The 24797-nt window shown below is 71.2% G+C and carries 20 protein-coding genes and 3 pseudogenes; 11 read left to right on the top strand and 12 right to left on the bottom strand.

Annotated features, from left to right (window positions below):
- The first annotated feature begins 8 nt into the window (after nucleotides 1-8).
- The gene (locus AB0I73_RS08965; protein ID WP_363035255.1) at nucleotides 9-1988 is read left to right on the top strand and encodes a hypothetical protein; all 1980 of its coding nucleotides are present in this window, start codon (nucleotides 9-11) and stop codon (nucleotides 1986-1988) included.
- Between the two features lie 252 nt (nucleotides 1989-2240).
- Nucleotides 2241-2570: a hypothetical protein gene (locus AB0I73_RS08960; protein ID WP_363035253.1), complete on the top strand. Its 330-nt coding sequence runs from the start codon at nucleotides 2241-2243 to the stop codon at nucleotides 2568-2570.
- Here AB0I73_RS08960 and AB0I73_RS08955 read toward each other — a convergent pair.
- On the bottom strand, nucleotides 2536-3318 hold the full coding sequence (locus AB0I73_RS08955) for an IS5 family transposase (RefSeq protein ID WP_363035251.1): 783 nt from the start codon (nucleotides 3316-3318) through the stop codon (nucleotides 2536-2538). The two genes, AB0I73_RS08960 and AB0I73_RS08955, sit on opposite strands and share 35 nt — an antisense overlap.
- Before the next feature lie 340 nt (nucleotides 3319-3658).
- Entirely contained in the window at nucleotides 3659-3997 is a 339-nt protein-coding gene (locus tag AB0I73_RS08950; RefSeq protein WP_363035249.1) for a YciI family protein, read from the bottom strand.
- Between the two features lie 315 nt (nucleotides 3998-4312).
- Between AB0I73_RS08950 and AB0I73_RS08945 the strand changes: the two genes are divergently transcribed.
- Nucleotides 4313-4963, top strand: a complete 651-nt coding sequence (locus AB0I73_RS08945) for a M15 family metallopeptidase (protein WP_363035247.1) — start codon at nucleotides 4313-4315, stop codon at nucleotides 4961-4963.
- 198 nt (nucleotides 4964-5161) lie between these two features.
- Here the strand turns inward: AB0I73_RS08945 and AB0I73_RS08940 are convergent.
- Nucleotides 5162-6790 (bottom strand): annotated as a pseudogene (locus AB0I73_RS08940) (CocE/NonD family hydrolase).
- 176 nt (nucleotides 6791-6966) lie between these two features.
- Between AB0I73_RS08940 and AB0I73_RS08935 the strand changes: the two are divergent.
- Nucleotides 6967-7683, top strand: coding sequence for a TetR/AcrR family transcriptional regulator (locus AB0I73_RS08935; RefSeq protein WP_363035245.1), 717 nt, complete (start codon nucleotides 6967-6969; stop codon nucleotides 7681-7683).
- 107 nt (nucleotides 7684-7790) lie between these two features.
- Nucleotides 7791-8528, top strand: a complete 738-nt coding sequence (locus AB0I73_RS08930) for a class I SAM-dependent methyltransferase (protein WP_363035243.1) — start codon at nucleotides 7791-7793, stop codon at nucleotides 8526-8528.
- Nucleotides 8529-8560: 32 nt separating this feature from the next.
- Here AB0I73_RS08930 and dapA read toward each other — a convergent pair whose 3' ends face one another.
- Nucleotides 8561-9469, bottom strand: a complete 909-nt coding sequence (gene dapA / locus AB0I73_RS08925; protein ID WP_363035241.1) for a 4-hydroxy-tetrahydrodipicolinate synthase — start codon at nucleotides 9467-9469, stop codon at nucleotides 8561-8563.
- Between the two features lie 147 nt (nucleotides 9470-9616).
- Between dapA and AB0I73_RS08920 the strand changes: the two genes are divergently transcribed.
- The gene (locus AB0I73_RS08920; protein WP_363035239.1) at nucleotides 9617-10048 is read left to right on the top strand and encodes a phage holin family protein; all 432 of its coding nucleotides are present in this window, start codon (nucleotides 9617-9619) and stop codon (nucleotides 10046-10048) included.
- 71 nt (nucleotides 10049-10119) lie between these two features.
- A pseudogene (locus AB0I73_RS08915) lies at nucleotides 10120-10326 on the top strand (DUF3618 domain-containing protein); the annotation flags it as partial.
- A gap of 205 nt (nucleotides 10327-10531) precedes the next feature.
- Here AB0I73_RS08915 and AB0I73_RS08910 read toward each other — a convergent pair.
- Nucleotides 10532-12355, bottom strand: a complete 1824-nt coding sequence (locus AB0I73_RS08910) for an endonuclease/exonuclease/phosphatase (RefSeq protein WP_363035314.1) — start codon at nucleotides 12353-12355, stop codon at nucleotides 10532-10534.
- A gap of 278 nt (nucleotides 12356-12633) precedes the next feature.
- On the opposite strand from AB0I73_RS08910, the gene AB0I73_RS08905 reads away from it, so the two are divergent.
- The 4 genes from AB0I73_RS08905 (at nucleotide 12634) to AB0I73_RS08890 (ending at nucleotide 17503) form a co-directional block, all read left to right on the top strand.
- Entirely contained in the window at nucleotides 12634-14082 is a 1449-nt protein-coding gene (locus tag AB0I73_RS08905; RefSeq protein WP_363035237.1) for a hypothetical protein, read from the top strand.
- A gap of 181 nt (nucleotides 14083-14263) precedes the next feature.
- Entirely contained in the window at nucleotides 14264-15721 is a 1458-nt protein-coding gene (locus AB0I73_RS08900) for an alkaline phosphatase PhoX (protein ID WP_363035235.1), read from the top strand.
- An 85-nt stretch (nucleotides 15722-15806) separates the two neighbouring features.
- Nucleotides 15807-16472, top strand: a complete 666-nt coding sequence (locus AB0I73_RS08895; protein WP_363035233.1) for a GntR family transcriptional regulator — start codon at nucleotides 15807-15809, stop codon at nucleotides 16470-16472.
- 14 nt (nucleotides 16473-16486) lie between these two features.
- Nucleotides 16487-17503, top strand: a complete 1017-nt coding sequence (locus AB0I73_RS08890; RefSeq protein ID WP_363035232.1) for a 1-aminocyclopropane-1-carboxylate deaminase — start codon at nucleotides 16487-16489, stop codon at nucleotides 17501-17503.
- 69 nt (nucleotides 17504-17572) lie between these two features.
- Here the strand turns inward: AB0I73_RS08890 and AB0I73_RS08885 are convergent, their stop codons facing one another.
- The 7 genes and pseudogenes from AB0I73_RS08885 to AB0I73_RS08855 all read right to left on the bottom strand — a co-directional run bounded on the left by AB0I73_RS08885 (nucleotide 17573) and on the right by AB0I73_RS08855 (nucleotide 24574).
- Nucleotides 17573-18772 (bottom strand): TerD family protein, encoded by a 1200-nt coding sequence (locus tag AB0I73_RS08885; protein WP_363035312.1) that lies wholly within the window; start codon nucleotides 18770-18772, stop codon nucleotides 17573-17575.
- A 367-nt stretch (nucleotides 18773-19139) separates the two neighbouring features.
- A pseudogene (locus tag AB0I73_RS08880) lies at nucleotides 19140-19334 on the bottom strand (alcohol dehydrogenase catalytic domain-containing protein); the annotation flags it as partial.
- The gene (locus tag AB0I73_RS08875) at nucleotides 19331-20182 is read right to left on the bottom strand and encodes a carbohydrate ABC transporter permease (protein ID WP_363035230.1); all 852 of its coding nucleotides are present in this window, start codon (nucleotides 20180-20182) and stop codon (nucleotides 19331-19333) included. The pseudogene AB0I73_RS08880 and the gene AB0I73_RS08875, both read right to left, overlap by 4 nt.
- Nucleotides 20179-21120: a sugar ABC transporter permease gene (locus AB0I73_RS08870; RefSeq protein WP_363035228.1), complete on the bottom strand. Its 942-nt coding sequence runs from the start codon at nucleotides 21118-21120 to the stop codon at nucleotides 20179-20181. The genes AB0I73_RS08875 and AB0I73_RS08870 overlap by 4 nt, the downstream gene beginning before the upstream one ends.
- Nucleotides 21117-22490, bottom strand: coding sequence for a sugar ABC transporter substrate-binding protein (locus AB0I73_RS08865; protein ID WP_363035226.1), 1374 nt, complete (start codon nucleotides 22488-22490; stop codon nucleotides 21117-21119). Before AB0I73_RS08865 ends, AB0I73_RS08870 begins: the two co-directional genes overlap by 4 nt.
- A 157-nt stretch (nucleotides 22491-22647) precedes the next feature.
- A complete protein-coding gene (locus AB0I73_RS08860; protein ID WP_363035224.1) occupies nucleotides 22648-23418 on the bottom strand; it encodes a DeoR/GlpR family DNA-binding transcription regulator in 771 nt (256 codons plus the stop codon).
- 346 nt (nucleotides 23419-23764) lie between these two features.
- On the bottom strand, nucleotides 23765-24574 hold the full coding sequence (locus AB0I73_RS08855) for an NAD(P)-dependent oxidoreductase (protein WP_363035222.1): 810 nt from the start codon (nucleotides 24572-24574) through the stop codon (nucleotides 23765-23767).
- Nucleotides 24575-24797: the final 223 nt, after the last annotated feature.

The following is a 24797-nucleotide window of genomic DNA, read 5'->3' as shown; positions in this document are numbered from 1 at the left end:
TCCGAACCTTGCGCGGCGTTGGAAAGGCCAAGCCCGCTCGGCAGCGCTCAGGCATCGCCCTGGCCGCCTCGGCCACCATGGCACTGGCCCTGACGGGTCTCCCCGCAACCACGCCTCCCGCCACGTCGGCCCCGTTGCACGGAACAGTCACCAGCGCGGGAAAGCCGCTGTCCAACGCCACCGTCACGCTCTTCGCCGGAGACCGGCAAGGCGCCCGGACACTGGGGCGTGCCACGACCGACGCAGGCGGAGCCTTCCAAATTCGGCCCAACCAGCGCACGGGCTCGGTGCTGTACGTCGAAGCCGCGCCCACTGGCGACCGGTCGTTGCGTCTGCGCTCCGTCGTGGGGTTCGGCCCCGGCGGCGGCGTACCGCAGCGCTCCGAATCCGCTGTCACGGTCAACGAATTCACCACCGTCGCCGCCACCTACGCACTGGCCCAGTTCACCGACCAGCGCGGCATCACCGGGCCGAGCCCCGGCCTGGAGAACGCCGCGGCCACGTCCTACAACCTCGCCAACCCGGCCTCGGGAAGGCCCGGCAAGGTCGTCACCGACCAGAACAACGGCAGCAAGAACGACACCCTGGCCACCCTCGGCACCCTGGCCAACCTCGTCTCCCTCTGCGCGCCGGGAGCGGACACCGGGCGATGCCGAGACATGCTGCGCCTGGCGACACCGCAGCGCGGGACCGCTCCTGGTGACACGGCGCAAGCGGTGCTCAACCTCGCCCGCAACCCGAGACTGGCCACCGGCAGGCTGTACGCCCTGGCCGACCGGGCACACACCTACACCCCCGCGCTCACCAAGGCACCCACGGCCTGGGTCCTGGCCCTGCACTACACCGCCCCCCAGGTTTACGCCCCGGGTCGTATCGCCATGGACGCCAAGGGCAACGTCTGGGCCTCCAACAACTGGCTGCCCGGAACGCGAAACCCCAGCCCCTACGTCACCGTGCAGGACCCGGTGGGCAACCCCACCCTGAACAGCCCCATCAGCGGCGGCGGCATGGAGGCGGGCGCCTGGGGCACCGCCATCGACCACGGGGGCTCCGTGTGGGTGCCCAGCTACGGCGGCGATGCCATGTCGAAGTACTCGTCGACCGGAAAGCCGCTGTCGCCCGGCTCAGGATTCAAGAACGGCGGCCTGAACCATCCCCAGGGCACCGCCGTCGACCAGAAGGGCAACGTCTGGATCGCGAACTTCTATGGCCTGAAAGGCAACCCCGGCCAGGGAAGCGTGATTGTCTACCCCCACGGTGACCCCTCGAGGGCGATCACCATCAAGGGCGGTGGCCTCGACCATCCGTTCTCCCTTCAGATCGACGGCTACGGCCGGGCCTGGGTCAGCAACGCCCGCTTCAACGGGGCGAAACTCTTGGACACACGCGTACCGAAGGGCCACGTGGGCGGGAGCGTCACCGTGATCGGCCCCGACTTCAAGCCGACCTCGTTCTCCCCTATCAAGGACAACTCGCTCGACTGGCCCCTCGGACTGGCCGTCGACTCCAAGAACAACGTCTGGGTGCCCAGCTTCGTCAGCAACTCGGTCACCGAAATCGGGCCGAGCGGAAAGGTCACAGGCGTATACAAACTGCCCACGGCCATCGCTCCCTGGTCCGTGGCCATCGACGGGTCCGACCGTGTATGGGTCGCCGGCTTCGGTGCCCCCTCCGTCTCCGTCCTGTGCGGCGTGAACACCAGCGCCTGCCCGCCCGGCTCCTCCACCGGCTCCCTGCTGTCCCCGCCCCGCGGCTACCGCAGCAACTCCATCCAGCACCTCACCGCCGTCCAGCTCGACCAGTCCGGCAACGTCTGGCTGGCCAACAACTGGTCCAAACTCGTCCCACCCACCGGCGGCACCGGCCTGGTCGAACTCATCGGAGTCGCCACACCCGTCTGCACACCCCTGACCCCGGTACCCTCACGCCCGACAGCGACCGGCTCAACCGCCTGCCCCACTCAGAAGCCGTTGTCTTTCCGAGAGTGACGGGTTCGTTTCCGCTGGTCAGGTGTAGGGGTGGTGTTTCGGCGGGAGGGACGGGGTGTCGTGTCGTCTCTTCGGCGGAGGTGCCGGGATGCCGTCGGTGATGGGGTTGCTGGAGGAGCGTGAACGCGCCGCTCGGCAGCGGGTGGAGGCCCTTCAGGCCGAGCTGCGGGAAGCGGAGGCGGTCTGGGAGAGGTTCGTGATCGCCCGTGAGACGGTGGGCGAGGTCTGGCGGAGCCCCGCGGAGGCGAGGACGTGGCGCCGGTCGTGGTGGCCGGCGAACGGCCGGTGCAGGTCAGGCAGGCGGTGTCCGGCTCAGTGGTGCCGCACTGGGAGGAAGGGCTCGCCCCGGCGGTTCTCGCGCCGGACTACCAGCGGATCATGGACGTCCTGGCCGGCGGGAACGGGATGCGCGGGGAGGCGATGGACTGTCGTCAACTCGCGGCCGCGGTAGGGCTGGAGCCGGTCCCGGCGAAGGTGGAAGGGGTGCGGTCGAAAGCCAAGCGGCTGACCGCGCGGGGCTGGCTGGCGGAGGAACGGCCGGGGCTGTTCAGCGTGCCCGTCGGGCGAGGCGGCGGCTCATGACCATGCTCATCGCCCACTTGATCACCACCTCCGAGGTGTCGGTGCGCGTCTCGTAGTCGCGGGCCAGTCGGCGTGAGTGCATCAGCCATGCGAACGTACGCTCCACCAGCCACCTCTTCGGCAGCACGATGAAACCGTTGGTGTCGTCGCTGCGTCTGACCACGGTCAGCGCGATCCGCCAGGCATCGCGGGCGAGGTCGACCAGGCGCCCGGTGTAGCCTCCGTCGGCCCACACCCGCGTGACGCGCCAGTGCCGTTCACGCAGCCGGGCCAGGAGCGTCTGCCCCGCGTCCCGGTCGGTGACCGAGGCCGCGGTCACCATCACGGCCAGCAGCAGTCCGAGGGTGTCCACCATGATGTGCCGCTTGCGGCCGTTGACCTTCTTCCCGCCGTCGAAGCCCCTGGTCGCGGCCGGCACCGACGCGGCTGCCTTCACCGACTGCGCGTCGATGATGCCGGCCGTCGGCTCCGCATCCCGGCCCGCGGCTTGGCGGACCCGGTCGCGCAGCCGGTCGTGGAACTCGGCGGTCAGGCCCTTGTCCCGCCAGCGCCGGAAGAAGGCGTAGACGCGGTCCCAGGCGGGGAAGTCCGCCGGCATCGCCCGCCAGGTGATGCCGCCCGCGACCAGGTAGCGCACCGCGTCGACCATCTGCCGGTGGCAATAGCTCTCCGGTTGCCCGCCGCGGCCCTCGAGCCAGCCGGGCACCGGCAGCGCGTCGCGTACGACGGCCCACTCCGCGTCGCTCATGTCGGACGGATACTTCGGTCGCCTGTACGGCCGGTCCGCGGCGTTCCCGAACCGGTGAGCGAGACAATCACACTCCAGGGAAGCCGAGTTGGACGACATCGACGCCGGCACGGAAGACTGCAGCACCAGGGGCCTCTTGTTGCTCGTTTGGATTCGACACCCACGAGCTGTGCGGGAGGCCCCGCTTTCATGCCCGGTCGGACACGAGATCACCCGATCGAGTCGGCGGCCTCGAACTCACGCCCACCAAGATCGATAGAGCAACAGCTTCTGAGCGGTATCGAGGGCACCGAGGTCGGCAAGCTCCGCGCGACGCTGAGGACGGTGGCTTCGTCTTCGATCAGACGGTCGGGTCGGGCATGATCTCCCGGACCTCCTGCGCACAGCGGCACGCGGCGGCGATCTTGGCAGCCCACTCCAGCGCGTCCTCGCGTGAGGGCACATCGATGACCGAGAACCCGCCGAGCACCGCCTTGGTCTCCGGGTACGGGCCCTCGGTGACGGTCCCGTCGGTGGCCACGACGCTCGCCTGCTGCCTTTCCAGTCCACCGCCGAAGACCCACACACCGGCGTCCTGAGCCTCCCGCACCACCTTGTGCGAGGCCTCGGCCACCTCGGGCAACTCCTCCTCGGGGAAGGTCATCGCGCCGTCATCGAACGAGATCAGGTACCGCGTCATCCATGGCTCCCTCGGCCGGTGGCCTCCTTCGGCCGCCTCTCACCCTACGACGAACGCCCCCCTTCAGAGCCGAGGCTCTCCCCGGCTTCCGAAACAGGCCCCAGCGCCCGCTGCAGGCATGTTGGGGCGCCGAGCGAAGCCGTCGTACGGGTGCTGACCCAGGGACCACCCTCAGAACTGGATCGGTGGACGAGTGCCGCAGCGACGTCTGGGACATGGTGCGGCGAAGGCCGTCACGGGGACGGGCCGACGGCTTCTGGCCAAGGGGGAGCAGGGGCATCGCCGTTGAGCGGGGTGAGCGGCAATGATCAGTACATGAACGAGATCGTGCTCATGTCGGATCCGAAGATCGCGGCGATCCCGGTGGTCGACTGCGGTGAACCGCTCGTTGACGTCCGACTCCGGGAATCCCTCGCCGTCGACTCCCGTAAGGCCGATCAAACAGGAGCGTTCGCGCATCTGCGAGAAGGAGCGCTGATCCGTCTTCTCAAGGCACAGGAACTGCTCCCGGACGGCGTGCGTCTGCTGTTCGTCGAGGGGTACAGGCCTCCTTCCCTGCAGCGCTTCTACTTCGAGCGGTACGCCGGCCGTCTGCGGGCCGACAATCCGGACTGGTCACCGACGCGAGTTCGTGACGCTGCGAGCCGGTACGTTTCGCCACCGGAGATCGCACCCCACAGCGCCGGCGCCGCTGTAGATCTCACTCTGCTCTCCGCCGACGGGCAGGAACTCGACATGGGAAGCCGGGTGAACGCCAGCCCGGAGGAGAGTGACGGCGCCTGTTACACGGAGGCCGGTGGCATCGGCTCCGAAGCGCGGGCCCACCGGCGGGTGCTCGGTGACGCACTGACCGCTGTGGGTCTGGTGAACTACCCCACCGAGTGGTGGCACTGGTCCTACGGCGACCGCTACTGGGCCTTTCAGACCGACGCCGACCGTGCGATGTACGGGCAGCGGGAACTCTGATGAGCGGCGGGTGGCGCCCCCGCCCACCTGGCTTGGGTGTGCTGTTCTTCCTGACCCCTCCGGGCGCGTTGATCCGCACCGGCATGACGACTGGCTCGGCCGGGGCGGCCTCGACGACCGTGAGCATCGGGTAAGGATGCTCCGATCCGACGGGGTCGGCTCTTCCGGTCGTTGAGCCGGGCTGCCGGGTCCGGCTCGTCAGCCGCTCTCCGCAGGGCTGGGCGGGGAACCGTGGGCGTGCGTCGCAAGCATCAGCGCCGAGTCCGTGTGGAGTGTGATGTGCACCGGGGTGAAGGCGGTGGCGTCCACCGGTGATTGCCCGGTGCCGGGACTGCGGGCGTAGCGGGGGTGGGCGCCGCCGCTGATCTGCCAGCGGATGCGGTGACCGGCGGCGAAGCGGTGGGCGGTGGAGCTCATCGGCACGGTGATCTGCGCGGACACATGCTCGGTCGTCCGGATCCGGCCCAGTCCGTCGCAGACGTTGACGGAGCGGCCTTGTGGGTCCACGTCGCACAGACGGGTGAAGACGTCGGCGTGGCCGGTGTCCGTGGAGACGCGCAACCGGGCGGAGACCGGACCGAGGATGTCCACGGGCTCGGTCAGCGGGGGGCCGGTGAACGTCAGTACGTCGTCCCGGGCCTCCAGGCTGCGGTTGTCGCGAGGACCGGCGGTACGGGAGAGCAGAGGGCCGCCGAGGGACGGGGTGGGGTCGGCCGGGTCGTAGCGGAACGACGTCAGTGGTGCGGAGTCCGTGGGGGGCTGCCGGGCGAGGTGCCCCTGCGCGGTGGGAAACCACGGGGTGACAGGCGTGGCCGGCGGCCAGTCGTCGAGGTCCCGCCAGGCGTTTTCGCCGCCGACGTGCACGCGCACGGCGGTGGGGCGCAGGCCGGAGGGGTCGGCGTGCAGGTGGGCGCGCAGCCAGGCGAGGCTCTCGGCGAACACCTCGGTCCAGCCCTGTTGCAGGGCGGAGGTGTGGGTCCAGGGGCCGACGAGCAGGGCGGTCTCGCAGCCGGCCCGCCGCAGCCGGTCGTACTGCTCGAAGGTCTGGTCGGCCAGTGTGTCGTGCCATCCGGTGATCAGACTCGTGGGCACGCCGAGCCGCTCCGCCGCCTGCGCCAATGACGCGCCGTGCCAGTACGGGTTCTTGGGGTCCGGGTGCGTCATGACGTCGTCCAGCCAGGGCAGCTCGCCCCCGAGGGCCGTTGCGTACGCCCCGCGCAGGGGCTGCGCGGTGGTGACGTCGCGCAGACGGCGCTACAGGCGCAGGGTCGCCCTCAGGAAGGGCGCCATGCCCTGGTGCTGGTAGGTCATGCCCGCCCCGACGGCGAGGGCGTTCTCCAGGCGCAGTGCACCGTGGGTGTGGAACAGGGCGTAGGGATCGTGCAGGCCCACCTGCACCACCATCGCCTTCAGTTCCGGCGGCGGGTCCAGGGCGAGGGCCCATTGCGCGTAGCCCAGGTAACTGGGGCCGACGGTCCCGAGTGTTCCGTTGAACCAGGGCTGCTCGCGCAGCCAGGACACCGTGGCCTGCCCGTCGGCGGCCTCGTTGCGCCACAGGTCGAACGCACCCCCCGAACCACCGGTGCCGCGGCAGCTCTGCAGGAGCACGTGAAAGCCCTGTTCGGCGAAGAGCAGGCCGTACATGGGGGACCACGGCAGGCCCCTGCCGTACGGCGAGCGGACCAGGAGGGTGGGGAAGTCGCCCTCGGCGCGCGGGAAGTAGTGGTCGGTGAGCAGCGGGCTGCCGTCGGCGGCCGGCACCACCAGCCCCGGCTCCCACCCGACATCGTGCCGTTTCGCCGGGAGTCGGCGCCACGTCGCCCTCATCATCCGTGAGGCCGGCGGGGGTTTCCCGGAAGGCGGGGCCCAGGTCGGCTTCGGCACAGGACCGTGTGTGCGTGCTGGCATCGTCCCCTCCTTGATTTACGTACGCTGTACGAGAATAGAGGATGCTTGACTGAGGCCCGCAAGGGCAACCGCGATCAGGGAAAGGGGTGTGGGCCGTGCCCCGTGACGGAGGGGCCGACGCTCCGGGCGTCGACCCCCAGCAGCTCTGGCTCGGCTCTGACCGGCCCCGCAGGGGTCGCAAGCCGGCCTACAGCCGGGAGGCGATCACCGCGGCGGCCGTCGCGCTGGCGGACGCGGAGGGCCTCGAAGCGGTCACCATGCGGAAGGTCGCCGCGCAGGTCGGAGCCGGCGTCATGTCGTTGTACAGCTACGCCCCCGACAAGGAGACGCTGCTGAACCTGATGGTCGACCAGGTCAGTGGCGAACTGCCGACCACGGACACGCTCACCGGCGACTGGCGCGCCGACCTGAAGGCCGTCGCCCACCTCCAGCGCGCCCTGATGCTGCGGCACCCCTGGCTGCCCGCCGCCCTGTCCACCCACCGCACCCCCGGACCCAACACCCTGGCCTTCCTGGAGCGCGCGCTCACCGCCCTGCGGCCCACCGGACTGGACGGTGCGGCGAAGCTGGAGATCTTCGCCCAGCTCACGGCATTCGTGGCGGGGCACGCCGCTCACGAGATCGCGCAGGCCGCGGCCTCGCGGTCACCCGACCGGGCCGCAGCCGAAGCCCGCTACCTCGCCGCCGTCGCCGCGGACGGCCACCACCCGGAGCTCGCCGAAGCCCTCTCCGCCCCCGGCCGCCCACTCGCCCCCGAAGCCACCTTCACCCGATTCCTCAACCGCCTGATCGACGGCCTCACCACCGACTGATTCCGACCGCCTGCCTCGACCGTGAGAATGGTCGAATCCGGTTTCCGGCCCGGGGGCCGACCGGAAATCAGGTGCGTGTGAATCGCCGGGCATGTCAGGCTCCGCCCGTGGACCGGGAACAGATCTCCAGGCGTGCTCATGCGGACCATCCGATCGCAGCCCCGCTCGACGACGGCTCGGTGCGCCGACTGCTGGAACGCGGTCTCTCGCGCGGTGGCGAGCGCGTACTCGACCTCGGCTGCGGCGGCGGGGAGTGGCTCCTGCGTGCCCTGACCACGCAGTCGCAGCTGCGGGCCGAGGGCGTCGATATCTCCAAGAGCTCGTTGGCACACGCGCGTCAGGCCGCGCGTCGGCTCGGCGTGGAGGACCGCCTGGTCCTCCACCATCAGGACGCTGCGCACTTCACCGCCACCCACGCCTTCGACCTGGTGCTCTGTGTGGGAGCCACGCACGCTTTCGGCGGCCTGCTCCCCACTCTTGCGGCGGCGCGTGAGCACCTGGCCCCCGGGGGGTGCGTTCTGGTCGGTGACGGATTCTGGGACCGGGAGCCCCCTCCCGAGGCTGTCGAGCTGCTCGGGGACCTCGCCGACCTGCCGACCACGCTGGATCGGGTCGTCGCGGACGGGTGGACGCCTGTCCAGGGGCATATCAGCAGCCGCCGGGAGCTCGACGACTACGAGTGGGCCTGGACGGGGTCGCTGGCCTCATGGGCCCTGGACCATCCCGACGATCCGGACAGCGCCCAGGCGCTCGAGGCAGCCACCACTCACCGCGCCCAATGGTTGCGTGTCTACCGGGACGTGCTGGGCTTCGTCTGCCTCGTCCTGCGTCCGACGCGGGACTGAACTCTGAGCGGGAGCGGCGCCGGTGGTGGCGGTCAGGCTGTGGTCAGGGCCTCGTGGAGGGACCTGAGGGCGACGGTCGTCTCGGGGGGTGCGGGGAGTAGGGGTGGACGGACCGGGCCTGCGGGGAGGTTCAGGGTGGTGAGGAGGGCCTTGGTGGTGACCGTGCCGGGGAGGCCGTTCGCCGTCATCGCCTCGATGAGGGCGGTGGCCCGCTGCTGGAGGTCGGCCGCGCGGGCCGTGTCGCCCGCGTCGAACGCGTCCAGGACGCCGCGCAGGTGGTCCGGGACCACGTTCGCGACCGTACTGACACAGCCCGAGCCGCCGACCGCGTAGAGAGCCAGGATGTGTTCGTCGCAGCCCGCGTAGTAGGCGAGGTCGGTGCGGGCGAGGATCTTCTGGGCGGCCAGGAAGTCGTACGAGCAGTCCTTGACCGCCACGATCCCGGGGTACTCGGCGAGCCGGAGCACGGTGTCGGGTTCGATGCGGATGCCGGTACGGGCCGGGATGTCGTAGAGAACGACGGGGAGGTCCGTGGCGTCCGCGATCGTGCGGAAGTGCGCCTCGATCGCGTCCTGCGGAGGGCGGCTGTAGTACGGGGCGGCGACCAGGAGGCCGTCCGCGCCGGCCTTCTCGGCCTCGCGGGCCAGGGCGGTGGTGTGCGCGGTGTCGGCGGTGCCGACGCCGGCGACGATCGAGGCGCGGTTGCCCACGGCCTCCCGTACCGCCGCGACGAGGGCCGACTTCTCCGCGTCCGTGGTGGTCGGGGACTCGCCCGTCGTACCGGAGAGCACCAGGCCGTCGCAGCCGCGGGCCACCAGGTGGTCGGCCAGCCGTCCGGCGCCCTCCAGGTCCAGGGCGCCCGTGGGGGTGAAGGGGGTGATCATGGCGCAGAGGGTGCGGCCGAAGGGCTGCGGGCGTGTCGGTGGGGTCAGTGGGGTCATGGCGGCAGTGTCCGCCCGAGTGATCGTGCAGCACTACTTAAAATTGCTACCGATTATCGGTAAGCATCGGTGATGGATGGGCGGGCTTGATAGCTGTCGTGCGGGGTGGGTACTTGGGTGGTCCCGACCGAGAGGAGGCGGAGCACCGTGACCGCAACCATCGAGCGACGGCCGGTCCGCGCCACGGGAAGCCGTGACGAGCACAGCGTGGGCGAGCTCGTCGGGCAGGCCACCGAGCAGGTCTCCCGGCTGGTACGGCAGGAAGTGGCTCTGGCCAAGGTGGAGCTGGCCGAGAAGGGCCGCCGTGCCGGGCGCGGCGGCGGCATGCTGGGCGCCGCGGGCGCCTTCGCGTACGCGGGACTGCTCGCGGCGGCCGCCACCGGTGCGGCAGCGCTCGCGCTGGTCCTGCCGGTGTGGGCGGCGGCGCTGATCATCACGGCCGTGCTGTTCGTGATCGCCGGCGTGCTGGCCGTGCTCGGCCGGGGACAGCTGCGGAAGGCCACACCCGCGACGCCGGAGCGGACGCTGGACAGCGTGAAGGCCGACGTGGAGGAGATCAAGGGAAGGGCACACCGATGACGCGGGACGTGGAGGGCGTGAACGCGCCTGCGCAGGTGGAGGGCTCCGGAGCAGCCGGTTCCGGGTCGCACATCGAGCCCGGGGGCCGTCAGGATGCCGCCCGCGGGGTCAAGGGGCCGGACGAGCTGCGGCGGGAGATCGAACGGACCCGTCACGAACTCGGGGACACGGTGGAGCAGTTGGCCGGGAAGATGGATGTCAAGGGGCAGGCGAGGGCCCGCGTGGAGGACCTGCGCGACCGGGCCGGGGCGATGACCGTACAGCTGCGGAGCAGCGCCACGCAGGCCCGGCGGGCGGGGACGCGGAAGCCGTGGCCGGTGATGATCGCCGGCGGGACGGTGGCCGGGCTGGCGGCGACAGCCGGGATGGAGGTGCTGCGGCGGCGCGGGACGCACTGAGAGCCGACCGACCGGGCCGGGTGGGCGCGGCCGAGGGTCGGCCGGACGGGATGTCCGGCCGACCCTCGGTGCGGCGGTACACGCCCTACGGGCGGAAGCGCAGGATCTGCGGGTCGTGGTCGCTGATCTGGTCGTGGAACTCGGCGTTGATGTGCACGCTGTCGTACGAGAACGCGTCGCGGCGGATCGACGGACTGATCAGGATCTGGTCCAGGACCTGGCTGTTGCCCTGGTAGACGTAGGAGTAACGCTCGCTCCTCGGCAGGGACTTGACGGCCGACCAGAGGGTGCCGTCGCCCTCGAGGATCTTCGTCGTCCGGGAGAACTCGAAGTCGTTGATGTCGCCCAGGGCGACGACGGCCGCGTTCTTCTGCGTCTTGAGGATTTTCGCGGTGAAGTCGTGGACCGCCTTCGCCTGGAGGTGGCGCTGGGTCTCGGAGCTGCGCGACGGCGGCTGGTACTGCGAGGTCAGGCTCTGGTCGCCGCCCTTGGAGGCGAAGTGGTTGGCGATCACGATGACCGTGCGGCCACGGAAGACGAACTCGCCGGCCAGCGGCTTGCGGCTGTTCTCGAAGGCCTTGGACGTGGGGTCGATCCGGCCGGGGGAGTGCGTCAGGGCCGCCTTGCCGCGCACCTTGTCGACGTCGACGGGCGTCGTGGCGTCGCCGCCCGCGCGGTCGGTGAAGGAGACCCGCTGCGGGTTGAAGAGGAACACCTGACGGATGTTGCCGCCCGGTTCGCCGCCGTCGGCCTTGTCCGCCGGGTCGACGGAGCGCCAGTCGTAGCGCGGGCCGCCGGCCGCCTCGATCGCGTCGATCAGCTCGGCCATCGTCTCGTCGGCGGCGACCGTGCCGTCGTCGGTGGGGCCGTTGTTGTCCTGGATCTCCTCCAGGGACACGATGTCGGGCGACTTCAGGTTGTGCACGATGGCGTCGGCGTGCGCGGCGAAGGTGTCGTCGGACGGGTCGAGGTTCTCCACGTTGTAGGTGGCGAGCGCCAGTTCACCGGTGTGCTGCCGGCGGGTGGACTCGCGCTGCTGGTCCTTGCCCTTCAGCGTGCCGAGTTCGCCCGCCACGAGCGTGTAGCCGCCGAACTGGTTGAAGTCCAGCGGGCCCGCGGTGATGCCGGTGAGGGTGTCGCCGACGTTCGCGTCGGGGAAGTCCGCGGCCCGGCCCAGGGACTGGATCTGCAGCCGACCGGTGTTCTGGGCGTCGTAGGAGCCGTAGACCGTGCCGCCGCGGAGGTTGCGGTTCTCCCACGGCTTCACGGTGACCCAGAGCTCGGTGTACGGGTCGGTGGCGCCGACCACACGGGCGTTGGAGACCTGGACGTTCATGCCCTCCAGGGACTCGTAGCGGTCCAGGGCGTACCGCTCGGGGCGCAGCGGGAGCGTGTCGATGGAGCCGTTCGCGGCGGGGTCGCCGGCCGGGGTGTAGGCGGCGGGGACGGACCGCGCGTCGATCCTGGTCGCGGCCGGGACCGGATTGCCGCGGGAGACGACGGTGACCGAGGGGCGGGTGATCTGCGTCAGTGACTGGTTGCCGGAGGACGTGCCGCCGGGGACGTACTCCGTGACCGTGCCGGAGACCGTGACGGCGTCGCCGATGGCGACCCCCTGGGGGGTCGAACCGGTGAAGACGAAGACGCCTTCGCTGGTGGCCGGGTCGGCGTCCGGGTTCGGGTCCTGGATCCAGAAGCCGCGGGACGAGCCGTAGGTGCGGACGCCGGTGACGATTCCGGTCACGTCGGTGACCTGCTGTCTGGCGTACGGCGATATCCGGGTGTCGCCCTGGATGTCATGGATGCGCACGGACTCCGCGTGCGCGGGCGAAGCGAGGGTGACGGTGGACGCCGCGCACACGGCGGCGACGGTGAGCGCGGCGAGGCGCGTGGACGACTTGCTCGGCAACGGATTCCCTCCGGGAAACGTGATGAGTGCCGGGGCGAGGGTGGCAGGTGCGACGTGCGGGGCGTGCGGGACGGGATGGGCCCGTACGAGTCCGGTGAACAACCGTCCGCCGTTTTCTACGCGCGTCAATCTCCAGCCTGGCCAGGCCACTTGTCAAGGTTTCAGCCATGTAAGGCGGCTGAAGGAGAGGTGAAGCGGGCGGCTTGGGTGGAAATCCGTCTAGGCTGAGCGGTTGAGTCACAAGAGGCGCCGAGGACAGCACCTAGGAGAAACAGCCGATGTCAGACAGCTCCCCCCTGCCGCCGGTGCGGCTGCACCCCGACGCGGAGCTGGCGCGTGAAGCACTGTCCACGCCGTTGCTGTCCCGGGCGGTCCGGCTCGCCCGCTGGGCCGGACCCGCGACCCGGGTCGACGCCGGCGGCGGGCTCGTCGACGAGCAGCTGTCCGCGGCGGCCGAGGCGCTCGGCCTGAGCGGGGAGGAGGCCGCCGCCGACGCCGGTGAGGCATGGCGCGTCGCGGTGGACGCCGGGCTGGTCGACGTGGTCGACGAGGAGGAGGGCACCGTCACCGCGGGTGCCGACCTCGCGCTGCTCACCGGAGGCTCGCCGCAGGACGTCCTCACGGTCTGGCTCGCCGCCCTGGAGACGGTGCTCGCCGACGCGAGCGTGCCCGACCTGGACGGGCTCGTCGACGCCATCGCCGCCGGGGACGGATCCGGCGAACTCGACCTCTCCTCGCTCGACTGGGACCCCGAGGCCGAGGCGGAGTTCCTGGACGGCGTGCTCCGCAACCTCTACCTGCTGACCACCGGCGAGGAAGGCCCCGCCGGGGCACCGGTGCCGCTGCCCGCGCTGGCCGCGTCCGTGCTCGTCCCCGACGACATGCCGGAGCCCACCGACGACGTCCTGCACCAGGTGTCCGAGGCGATGATGCGGCTGGACGACCAGTTCCGCATGCTGGAGCCGGTCGGACTGGTGGAGTACCAGCCGGTCGACGAGGCGCTGCTGGTCGAAGGGGACGTCGAAAGCGACGAGGAGCCCGCGGAGCCGCAGGACGAAACCGATGTCTCCCGCTACGGCGTGGTGCGGCTGACCCCGCTCGGGCTGTACGGGCTGCGCGCCCGGCTGCTGGAGGCCGGGTTCGAGGCGCCGGCGGTCGGGGACCTCACGGACAAGGGCGCCGACGCGCTGCTCGACGGCACGGCCGTGTTCCCGCCGGCGGCGGCCCACGCGGAGACCGAACAGTGGCTCGCCCGGCGTGAACCCCTCGCCGCGGCACGGGAGTTGCTGGCCGCGGCGCGCGGGAGCGACAAGAGTGCCCCGCTGCGGCGGCTGCAGTGCCAGCAGGCGCTGTCGCTGGTGGGTCTCTCGGCCGAGCCCGCTCTGCGGGAGGTGCTCGACGACGCGGAACTCGGCGGGCTGGCCCGGGTGTGGCTGACCGAGCACGGGGCCACCGACGTTCCGCCGCCCTCCGAGACGATGATCTTCTGGCTGACCGTCGACACGGTCGCCGCGCAGCTCGCCGCCGAGGGCAACTCCGAGGAACTGCGGGCCCTGGTGGAGGGGCTGGCCCGCCAGCACAGCGGCTTCTTCGCCACGGCCTGGCGGGTGGAGCACCCGGCCACGGCGGACGTGCTGGAGGCGATGGGGCGGCTGCACCCGGACAAGAAGATCGCCAAGGAGGCCCGCAAGGCGGCCTTCAAGGCCCGTTCGCAGCGCGGGGGTTGAGGGTCCCGGTCCCTCCCCGCTCGGGGCGGGCCCTGAAGCACGCACGGGGCCGGGGCCCCGTGCGGTTCACCGAAGCGGCCGCCGGGGTGCCCTGCGGAGTTCAACCGGTGTTCAGGCGTGGGCGGAAGCGTGGCGACGTACGAGGTCGGCCCCACGGCAACTCACCGCCACAGGAGACTCCATGTCGCTCACCCGCAGGGACTTCGCCAGAACATCCGCGGTCGCCGGTGCCGGCGTCGCACTGGTGGGCAGTGTCGGCGCCCTCGCCTCCGCACCCAACGCCCTCGCGTCCCACGACGCCGAGAGCACGGAGGAGGAGCGGGAGCAGGACCGGCACCGCCACCCCGCGGTCGGCTACGGCCCCCTGGTCCCCGACCCCGACGGCATCCTCGCCCTGCCCGCCGGCTTCTCGTACCGCATCCTCACGTACACGGGCAGGACCAGGCTCGAGTCCGGCGAGTTCACCCCGTCCGACCACGACGGCACCGCCGCCTTCGACGGCCCCCGCGGCACCACCCTCCTGGTCAACAACCACGAGATCGACGGCCCGCGCGACGAGGCGGAGCACCCGGTCCCGCTCGCCGAGGGCCTCGTCTACGACCCGGCCGCCCCCGGCGGCTGCACGGTCGTCGAGGTGCGTCCCGACGGCAGCGTCGCCGAGTGGGTCGGCATCGCCGGCACCGCCGACAACTGCGCGGGCGGCAGCACCCCCTGGGGCACCTGGCTCACCTGCGAGGAGAACTCCGACCGGGCCGGCGAGAACGGCATGACCAAGGACCACGGCTACGTCTTCGAGGTCGACCCGGTCGACCGGCGTGCCAACCGCGATCCCAAGCCGCTGAAGTTCTTCGGCCGTTACGACCACGAGGCCGTCGTCATCGACCCCAAGCGCGGCCACGCCTACCTCACCGAGGACGCCGACGAGCCCAACGGCCTGTTCTTCCGCTGGACCCCGCCCGAGGACTTCCGCCACGGCCCCGGCAGGTTCCGCGCCCTCGCCGACGACGCGGGCGTCCTCCAGGCGCCCAAGTGCTACGACTCCGGCGGCCGGTTCGTCGACGACCTCTCCCGCGCCACGAGGACCGGCACGGTGTACGGCGTCGACTGGGTCGACGTACCGGACCGCGACGCGCGGACCGTCTCCGTGCGCGAGCAGTTCGGGCCCGGCGAGATCACCCGGGGTCGCAAGCTGGAGGGCATGTGGTGGGGCGACGGCGGGGCGTACTTCGTCTCCTCGTACGCCCGTGAGGAGAGCCCCGTTCAGCACGACGGCCAGGTCTGGTTCTACGACCCCAGGCGCCGCACCATGACCCTCAAGGTCCTGCTCGGCGTGAACCCCCACCCCGGTAGGGACGGTACCTTCGACGGCCCCGACAACATCACCGTCTCCCCGTACGGCGGGCTGGTCATCGCCGAGGACGGCGACGGCGTGCAGCACCTGTTCGGCGCCACCGACAGCGGACGCACCTACCCCATCGCCCGCAACGAACTGAACATCGGCACCGAACAGGAGCCGGAGTTCAGCGAGTTCACCGGCGTCACCTTCTCGCCCGACGGGAAGACCCTGTACGCCAACATCCAGGAACCGGGCATCATGCTCGCCGTCACCGGCCCCTGGAAGCGCCAGAAGCGCGGCTGAGCCCGCCGCCCGCGGTCATCCGCCACCGCGGTGGCGGATGACCGCGGCCTTGTTCCGTCCATCACTGACATCTAACATTTCAGTTGTGGAGGCCATACGACCCGTACGGCGCACCCTGCTCAGGGAGCGTGCCTACGAAGTGATCAGGGACGCCATCGTGGCCGGGGAGATCGAACCCGGGGCGGCGGTGCGGGACGCCGAGTTCGCCGAGCGGCTCGGGCTGTCCCGCGCGCCGGTGCGCGAGGCGTTCTCGCGGCTGGTCGACGAGGGGCTGCTGGAGAGCAAGCCGCAGAGCTACACCCGGGTGACCCCCCTGGTGGCCGGTGACGTCCGGGACGCGGCGGCCGTCGTCGGCGCCATGCACGAACTGGTCACCCGCGTCGCCGTACCGCGGCTGCGCGAGGCCGACGTGGACCTCATGCGCGCCGCCAACGAGCGGTTCGCCGCCGCCGTACGGGCCGGTGACGTGGACGGCGCGCTGCGCGCCGACGACGAGCTGCACGACGTCCTCGTACGGGTGAGCGGCAACCGCGCCGCCGCCGCGACCGCCGCCCGCTACACACCCCTCATCCGCCGGCTGGAACGGCAGCGCTTCGGCGAGGGCGGCACCTGCCGTTCCGCCGGGCTGCACGAACGGCTGATCGAGGCGTGCGCGGCCGGAGACCCGGACGAAGCGGTCCGGGTCACGGCGGAGATCTGGCGGGGCCTGGAAGAGCTCGCCGACGTTCCCGAGGTTTCCGACGTTCCCTGACGGAAGGATCGCCCATGTCCCTCTCTGACTTCGAGCGTTACCCGCTGCTCTTCGGCCCCTCGCCCGTGCATCCGCTGGAGCGGCTGACCGCGCACCTCGGCGGCGCCGCCCTGTGGGCCAAGCGCGAGGACTGCAACTCCGGTGTGGCCTACGGCGGGAACAAGACCCGCAAGCTCGAGTACCTGGTCGCCGACGCGCTCGCGCAGGGCTGCGACACCCTGGTCTCCATCGGCGGGGTGCAGTCCAACCACACCCGCCAGGTCGCCGCCGTCGCCGCCCGTGCCGGGCTCAAGTGTGTACTGGTGCAGGAGAGTTGGGTGGACTGGCCGGACGCCGTGTACGACAAGGTCGGCAACATCCTGATCAGCCGGCTCGCCGGCGCCGATGTGCGCCTGGTGCGGGCCGGCTTCGGGATCGGCTTCAAGGAGAGCTGGGAGCAGGCGCTCAGGGAGGTCGAGGAGGCGGGCGGCAAGCCCTACGCCATCCCGGCCGGCGCCTCCGACCATCCGCTCGGCGGGCTCGGCTTCGCCCGCTGGGCGCAGGAGGTCGCCGAGCAGGAGCGGGAGCTGGGCGTCTTCTTCGACACCGTGATCGTGTGCTCGGTCACCGGGTCCACCCAGGCCGGGATGATCGCCGGGTTCCGCGCCCTGGAGGCGGCGGGCGGGCGGACCCGGCGGGTGATCGGGATCGACGCGTCGGCGGCACCCGTCCGCACCCGCGAGCAGATCGCGCGGATCGCGCGGAACACCGGTCGGCTCGTCGGGGTCAAGGCCGAGTTGACCGAGGACGACGTCGAACTGGACGAGCGGTACCACGCGGGCACCTACGGGATCCCCGACGACACCACGCTGGACGCGATGCGGCTCGCGGCCCGCACCGAGGGGATGGTCACCGACCCTGTGTACGAGGGAAAGTCGATGGCCGGGCTGATCGACCTGGTGTCCCGCGGCGAGATCGGCCGCGAGTCCACCGTGCTCTACGCCCACCTGGGCGGGCAGCCCGCGCTGAACGCGTACAGCGCGCTGTTCTGAGCAGCCGGTGAGCAGCCGGTTCCGAGCGGGCGCCCCGTGGCCGGGGCGCCCGCGGACCCGCAGGCGCGGCTACAGCGACTGGGCGGCGGGCTTGACCATGCCCCGTACCGTGCGGGACTTCACGAACTCGCCCATCGCGGTCATCTCCCACTCACCGGAGAACTGGCGGATCAGCTTCGCCATCATCACGCCCGTCTGCGGCTCGGCGGAGGTGAGGTCGAAGCGGACCAGTTCCTCACCGGTGGTGGCGTCCAGGAGACGGCAGTACGCCTTGGCCACCTGGGTGAACTTCTGGCCGGAGAACGAGTTGACCGTGAAGACCAGGCCGGTGACGTCCTGGGGGAGGCGGCCGAGGTCCACCGTGATCGTCTCGTCGTCCCCGGCGCCCTCGCCCGTGAGGTTGTCGCCGGAGTGCTGGATCGCGCCGCCCACGATCTGGAGCTTGCCGAAGTAGCAGCTGTCGATGTGGTTGCGCTGCGGGCCGTAGGCGATCACCGAGGCGTCGAGGTCGATGTCCTTGCCCCGGTACGCGGGCTCCCAGCCGAGGCCCATCCGGACCCGCGAGAGCAGCGGGCGGCCGCCCTTCATCAGGGAGACGGTCTGGTTCTTCTGGAGGCTGACCCGGCCCTTGTCCAGGTTGATCTTCCCGGTGCCGGGCGCGGCGGCGGGCGGCGCCGGGGGAGCGGCGGGCGCCGGCGGGCTCACCGGCGGCTGCATGGCAGGCGGGGGCGGAGTGGTCGGCTGGCTGGGGGCGACCGGCTGGGCGGGAGCGGCCGGTTCCTCGACCGTGACTCCGAAGTCGGTGGCGATGCCGGCCAGGCCGTCGGCATAGCCCTGGCCGACCGCGCGGGCCTTCCAGGCGCCGTTGCGCAGGTAGATCTCGACGACCACCAGGGCGGTCTCGGTGCCGAGGCGCGGGGGCGTGAAGGTGGCCAGGACCGCGTTGTCGTCGGCGCTCCGGATGGTGGCCGTCGGTTCGATGCCCTGGAACGTCTGGCCCTGGGCGTCGGGGCTCGCGGTGACGACGATCTTCTCGATGCCGGGCGGGACCGCCGCGGTGTCGACGGTGATGGCGTCGGGGGCCGTGCCGCCGCCGGAACGGTAGGTCACACCGGGACCCACGGGCTGGTTGTAGAAGATGAAGTCGTCGTCGGAGCGCACCTTGCCGTCGGCGGTGAGCAGCAGGCCCGATACGTCGAGCCGCACCGGGGCGGCGACGTCCACCGTCACACGGGCGGTGGGGAGGGGGATGTTCGAGCCGGGGGTCATAGCTGTCATGCCGGGTGAACGAGCGGAGGCGATTTACCGTTCCCTTACCTGTGGTCCGATCGGGGAGCGGTGGGTTCCCGGGGGGATTTCGTCCCTGCCGCCCCGGACCCCGCTCCTCGAACGTCGGAGGGGCTGATTTTCAGCCCGTCCGGCGTTCGAGGACGAGGCCCGCGGGGCCGAAGGGGGGCCTGGGGCGCAGCCCCCAGAGGACGGGAAGGGCCGGGGGCGGCGGGGCGGAGAAAACCTACGGAACCACCACGGTCTTCCTCCCCACACCCGCTGCGAACTGCTCCAGTGCCTGCGGGGAGCGGTCGAGCGGGATGCGGTCGCTGATGAAGACGTCCGGGTCCAGGACCCCCGTCGCGAAGACGACCTCGCCGGCGAACTCGTGGCCCGGCACGATGGGCAGGGTGGGCGCGAACTCGCCCTGGAGGATGTGCAGGTCCGTGCCGCACAGCCCGCAGGCGGCCACGTCCACCACGACGTCGCGCGGTCCCGGCGTCGGGTCCGGGACCTCGGCGACGACTGCGCGGCCCGCGGACTCGATGACGGCGGCCTTCATTTCACGGCTCCCAACGACAGGCCCTGGACGAGTCTGTCCTGAGCGGCGAACCCCGCGGCGAGCACCGGCAGGGAGATGACGAGCGACGCGGCGCACACCTTGGCCAGGAAGAGGCCCTGGCTGGTGATGAAGCCGGTCAGGAAGACGGGGGCGGTCTCGGCGACCACGCCCGTCAGCACCCGGGCGAACAGCAGTTCGTTCCAGCTGAAGATGAAGCAGATCAGGGCCGTCGCCGCGATGCCGGGCAGCGCCATCGGGGCGACCACGCGCGCCAGCACCGTCGGCAGCCGGGCTCCGTCGATCTGGGCGGCCTCGATCACCGCGACCGGGATCTCCGAGAGGAAGGAGTGCATCATCCACACGGCGATCGGCAGGTTCATGGAGGTGTAGAGCAGGACCAGCAGCCAGACGTTGTCGAGCATCCCGGCGTTCTTGGCGAACAGGTAGACCGGCAGCAGGCCGGCCACGACCGGCAGCATCTTGGTGGAGAGGAAGAAGAACAGGACGTCCGTCCACCGCTTCACCGGACGGACGGACAGGGCGTACGCCGCCGGGAGTGCGAGCAGCAGGACCAGGACCACCGAGGCCACGGACGCCACCGTCGAGTTGATCAGGGACGGCCAGGGGCTCGCGCCGCCGCCCGCGCCGAAGAACTCGCGGTAGCCGTCCAGAGTGAGGTCGGCGGTGAAGGACGGCGGGTTGGTGGCCGCGTCCTGCTCGGAGTGGAAGGACGTCAGCGCCATCCAGGCGATGGGCAGGAAGAAGACGATCCCGGCCAGCCAGGCCACCAGGCCGAGACCCGCTCCCCTGCGGATCCGGCCGAGGGTGCGTGCGGCGACGGTGCTCATGCGCGGGACACCTCCTCGCGGAACAGGGACGACACGACACGCAGGGCGAAGGTCGCGATGATGATCGAGCCGATGACGACCAGGACGCCGGCGGCCGAGGCCAGGCCGTTCTCATGGGCCTGGTAGAAGGTCTGGTAAACGGTGTAGGGGAGGTTGGCGGTGCCCAGACCGCCGGACGTGATCGTGAAGACCGCGTCGAAGTTCTGCACGATGTAGATCGAGCCGAGCAGGGCGCCCAGTTCGAGGTAGCGGCGCAGGTGGGGCAGCGTGAGGTGGCGGAAGATCTGCCAGTCGCTCGCGCCGTCGACCCGGGCCGCCTCGATCTGCTCCTGGTCCCGGCTCTGCAGCCCGGCGAGCAGGATCAGCATCATGAACGGTGTCCACTGCCACACCAGCGCGGCCTGGACCGCCAGGAGCGGGGCGCCCGAGATCCAGTCCGGCTGCGGCCCGCCGACGTAGTGCAGCAGGCCGTTGAGCAGGCCGTACTCGGGGTTGTAGAGGACGTGCTTCCACAGCAGGGCAGCGGCCACCGGCACCACCAGGAACGGGGCGATGAGCAGGGTGCGGACGATGCCCCGGCCGCGGAACCTCCGGTCGAGCAGCAGGGCGAGCAACAGCCCGAGGACCAGGCTGGCGAGGACGACCGCCACCGTCAGCAGGATCGTCGTCCAGACCGACCGGCGAAGGTCGGGGTCGCCGAGGACCTCTCCGTAGTTCTCGAAGCCGGCGAACTTCCGGGCGTCGGGGTAGAGGGAGTTCCAGTCGAAGAAGGAGATCACCAGCGTGGCCACGAAGGGCAGCTGGGTGACCGCGATCATGAAGATCAGGGCGGGCAGCAGCGGGGCCCTGGTGGCCCAGCCGCGCAGCCGGTCGGAGCGCCGTCCACCGCTCGGGCGGATGTCCGGGGCGGCCGCGGGGGCCGTCGTCGTGGCGGTCATCGTCCCTCGTACTCCTCGGAGATCTCTTCGGCGAGCCGCTGGGACTTCTTCAGGGCCGACTCGACGGACTGGCGTCCGGCGATGGCCGCGCTGATCTCCCGGGAGACCCGGGTGCCGAGGTCCGTGAACTCGGGGATGCCGACGAACTGGATGCCGGGCGCGGGCCGCGGCTGCACACCCGGGTCGTCCGGACGGGCCTGCTCGATGGCCTTCCTGGTCATCTCCTGGAAGGCCGCGGCCTCCGCACGGTAGTCCGGGTCGGCGTAGGTGGAGGCGCGCTTGCCGGCCGGGACGTCGGACCAGCCGATCTCGTCGCCGACCAGCTGCTCGTACTCCTTGCCGGAGGCCCACGAGACGAACTTCCAGGCGTCGTCCGGGTTCCGGGAGGCGTTCTGGATGCCCCAGGCCCAGGTGTAGAGCCAGCCGGCCGACTCCGTCTTCTCGACGGGGGCGGGGGCGTAGCCCATCTTGCCCTGGACGGGAGAGTCGGCGGCCTCCAGGGAACCGGCCGCGGAGGTGGCGTCGTACCACATGGCGGTCTTGCCCTGGGTGGTGTTGTTCAGGCACTCGGCGAAGCCGGACTGGGCGGCGCCGGCCTGGCCGTGCTCGCGGACCAGGTCGACGTAGAACTTCGTCGCCCGCTGCCACTCGGGGGAGTCGAGGCGGGCGTTCCAGTCCTCGTCGAACCAGGTGCCGCCGAAGGTGTTCACCACGGTCGTCAGCGGGGCCATGACCTCGCCCCAGCCGGGCAGACCGCGCAGGCAGATGCCCTTCATGCCGGGCTCGGCCCCGTCGAGTCGCGCGGCGATGTCGGCCACCTGCTCCCAGGTGGGGGCGGCCGGCATCGTCAGGCCCTCCCGCTCGAGGATGTCCTTGCGGTACATCAGGAACGAGGACTCGCCGTAGAAGGGCTGGCCGTAGAGCTTGCCGTCGTCCCCGCTGAGGGACCGGCGCATCGGCCCCAGGATGTCCTGCTCGTCGTAGGCGGTGTCCTCGTCGACGTAGGAGTCCATCTCCCGGAGCCAGCCGTTGCGGGCGTAGATCGGGATCTCGTAGTTGGACAGGGTGGCGACGTCGTACTGACCGGCCTGGTTGGCGAAGTCCTGGCTGATCTTGTCGCGGACGTCGTTCTCCGGCAGCACGGTGAAGTTCACCTCGATGCCGGTGTCCTTGGTGAAGTGCGCGGCGGTCAGCTTCTGCAACGTCACCATCTGCGGGTTGTTGACCATCAGGACGTTGACGGCGCCACCGCCGGATCCGGCTCCGCCCGCTCCGACCCAGCAGCCGGAGAGCAGCGGGGCGAGCAGTGTCCCTGCGGCGGCCGCGGCGAGTGCGGCTCGCGGCGGCCTCCGTCGGCTCTGGGTTCGCATGGATCGCTCCTGCACGTATGGGGAGGTTCAGGGAGGTATCAGATGTCGCCCGGACGGCTCGGCCCGCGGGGGAGTGGAACGGTGTGGGGTGGAAACGGCGCGCGGTGCGTCGCGCGCGGGGGCGCGCGGGGGTGTGCCGTGGTGCGGTTCTGCCGGGTCAGACCCGGATGACCTGGGGCCCCAGCAGGGAGTAGCGGTGGGCCTCGGCCGCCGGGAGCAGCGTGCTGGTGACGATCGCCTCCAACACGCCGACCTCGGCGAACCGGCAGAAGCTGACCGCCCCGAACTTGGTGTGGACGCCCGCGAACACCACCCGGCGCGCGGCCCGGACCGCCTGCGTCTTGACCTCGCTGACCGCCGGGTCGGGCGTGGTCAGACCGTGTTCGCGGGAGATGCCGTTGGCGCCGATGAACGCCAGGTCGACGACGAAGCCGGAGAGCATCTTCGTCGTCCAGTGGTCGACGGTGGCGAGGGTGCCGGAGCGGACCCGGCCGCCGAGCAGCAGCACGGACACGGTGCCGGTCTCGGCGAGCGCGCCCGCGACCGGGAGGGAGGCGGTGACCACGGTGAGCGGCCGGTCCCGGGGCAGTGCCTCGGCGATGAGCTGCGGGGTGAAGCCCTCGTCGACGAAGACCGTCTCCGCGTCGCCGAGCAACTCGGCCGCGGCGTTCGCGACCCTGCGCTTCTCTGCCACATGGCTGGTGGCACGGAAGGCGAGCGTGGTCTCGAAGGCGGCGCTCTCCACGGGATAGGCGCCGCCGTGGGTGCGGCGCACCAGGCCGTGGTCCTCCAGGGCGCGCAGGTCCCGTCGCACGGTCTCCTTGGCCACGCCCAGATCGGTGGCGAGCGCCGTGACGTCGACCGAGCCGGTGGCGCGCGCCACCCGCACGATCTCCCGCTGGCGCTCTTCGGCCGTCCTGTCGCGCATGGCCGAACACCTGCTTCCTGATCTCGCTGCCCGTTCGGGCCCTGTGAGGTCCTTGCAGGCAGTTGTACAGGTGGTCCGCGCGGCTGACCAGGTCTGTTGTGGAACCGGTATGGCCCGCTTCCGCCCGTTCGCCTCCGGCCGTGCCCGGCTCGGACCTGCACGGGGGCGGACCGGGGTGCGGAAACGGGCGTCGCGCGTGCCCGAATGCGGCGGCGGACGGGCCCGTTCGGTGCCCGCCCGCCGGTGGGGGCGTCGGAATTCCGCCGAGGCCACGCCCACGCGTGCCGTCGATGCACTGGTGCCGGCACCGGGCCCGCGGCTTCGGCGGCGCGCCGGGCCCGTGGCCTCAGTACGGCCAGATCGGCGGGTCGGTCACGAAGTGGCCGCCGATGCGCGCGTGCGCCTCGTTGTCCGGGTCCAGCTCGCCCTGCTCGGCGACGAGCTTCGCGGCGAACGGCTCGGAGTCGTCCTGCGGGTCGTAACCGAGCGCACGCGCGGAGGTGAGGTCCCACCACAGGCGTGTGTTGGCGGACGAGCCGTGGACGACCGTGTGTCCGACGTGCTCGGCGGTCAGGGCCGCGTGCAGGAGGCGGGCGCCGTCGGCGGGGCTCATCCAGATCGAGAGCATCCGCACACTGGTCGGCTCGGGAAAACAGGATCCGATGCGTACGGAGACGGTCTCCAGGCCGTGCTTGTCCCAGTAGAGCTGGGCGAGGTCCTCGCCGAAGCACTTGGACAGGCCGTAGAAGGTGTCCGGGCGGTGCGGGGTGTCGACGGGGACGAGCGGGTCGCCGGCCGGAGGGCGGGGGGTGTAGCCGACGGCGTGGTTGGAGGAGGCGAAGACGATGCGCCCGACCCCCTCCTCGCGCGCGGCCTCGTACAGGTGGTAGGTGCCCTCGACGTTCGCCGCGAGGATCTTCTCGAAGGAGGCCTCGAGGGAGATGCCCGCGAGGTGGATGATCGCGTCGACACCGCGGACCGCCTCGCGCACGGCCTCCTTGTCGGCCAGGTCCGCGACGATCGCGTCCGGCTCGCCCTCGACCGGGTGCAGGTCGAGCAGGCGCAACTGGTAGCCGTAGTCCGGGAGCAGGCCCCGCATCAGGGTGCCGAGGCCGCCGGCGGCGCCGGTGAGCAGAACGGTGCGGGGAGCGGGCATCCAGGGATCTCCTTGCATCACCGGCCGTGCATGTGTGCGCACGGCATTCATATTCGTGGACACGCTAAGGAGATGGGCCGTGACCCGTCAAGTATCCCGCGCCTTCCCGTGGATCGGGGGAACCGGCTGGTGCCTGCCGGGCCGGCGTGCTTGACCGGCGTCCCCGGGGCGTCTTAGCGTGACACGATTCAGGAATGTGGACGTCAATCATGGATATGGACAT

Origin of the sequence: Streptomyces sp. NPDC050388, assembly GCF_040655635.1 — a bacterium.
In the GTDB taxonomy this organism is placed as follows: domain Bacteria; phylum Actinomycetota; class Actinomycetes; order Streptomycetales; family Streptomycetaceae; genus Streptomyces.
The sequence above is the reverse complement of the archived record's forward strand: the minus strand, read 5'-3'. Positions and strand labels throughout refer to the sequence as shown.

Bases quoted from the DNA above. Each gene is read 5' to 3' on its own strand.
- AB0I73_RS08855 (WP_363035222.1), bottom strand. From the start codon at position 24,574: ATGCCCGCTCCCCGCACCGTTCTGCTCACCGGCGCCGCCGGCGGCCTC.
- AB0I73_RS08955 (WP_363035251.1), bottom strand. From the start codon at position 3,318: ATGAGCGACGCGGAGTGGGCCGTCGTACGCGACGCGCTGCCGGTGCCC.
- AB0I73_RS08865 (WP_363035226.1), bottom strand. From the start codon at position 22,490: ATGCGAACCCAGAGCCGACGGAGGCCGCCGCGAGCCGCACTCGCCGCG.
- AB0I73_RS08950 (WP_363035249.1), bottom strand. From the start codon at position 3,997: ATGACGCGGTACCTGATCTCGTTCGATGACGGCGCGATGACCTTCCCC.
- AB0I73_RS08860 (WP_363035224.1), bottom strand. From the start codon at position 23,418: ATGCGCGACAGGACGGCCGAAGAGCGCCAGCGGGAGATCGTGCGGGTG.
- AB0I73_RS08890 (WP_363035232.1), top strand. From the start codon at position 16,487: ATGTCCCTCTCTGACTTCGAGCGTTACCCGCTGCTCTTCGGCCCCTCG.
- AB0I73_RS08870 (WP_363035228.1), bottom strand. From the start codon at position 21,120: ATGACCGCCACGACGACGGCCCCCGCGGCCGCCCCGGACATCCGCCCG.
- AB0I73_RS08945 (WP_363035247.1), top strand. From the start codon at position 4,313: ATGAACGAGATCGTGCTCATGTCGGATCCGAAGATCGCGGCGATCCCG.
- AB0I73_RS08900 (WP_363035235.1), top strand. From the start codon at position 14,264: ATGTCGCTCACCCGCAGGGACTTCGCCAGAACATCCGCGGTCGCCGGT.
- dapA (WP_363035241.1), bottom strand. From the start codon at position 9,469: ATGACCCCACTGACCCCACCGACACGCCCGCAGCCCTTCGGCCGCACC.
- AB0I73_RS08875 (WP_363035230.1), bottom strand. From the start codon at position 20,182: ATGAGCACCGTCGCCGCACGCACCCTCGGCCGGATCCGCAGGGGAGCG.
- AB0I73_RS08885 (WP_363035312.1), bottom strand. From the start codon at position 18,772: ATGACCCCCGGCTCGAACATCCCCCTCCCCACCGCCCGTGTGACGGTG.
- AB0I73_RS08905 (WP_363035237.1), top strand. From the start codon at position 12,634: ATGTCAGACAGCTCCCCCCTGCCGCCGGTGCGGCTGCACCCCGACGCG.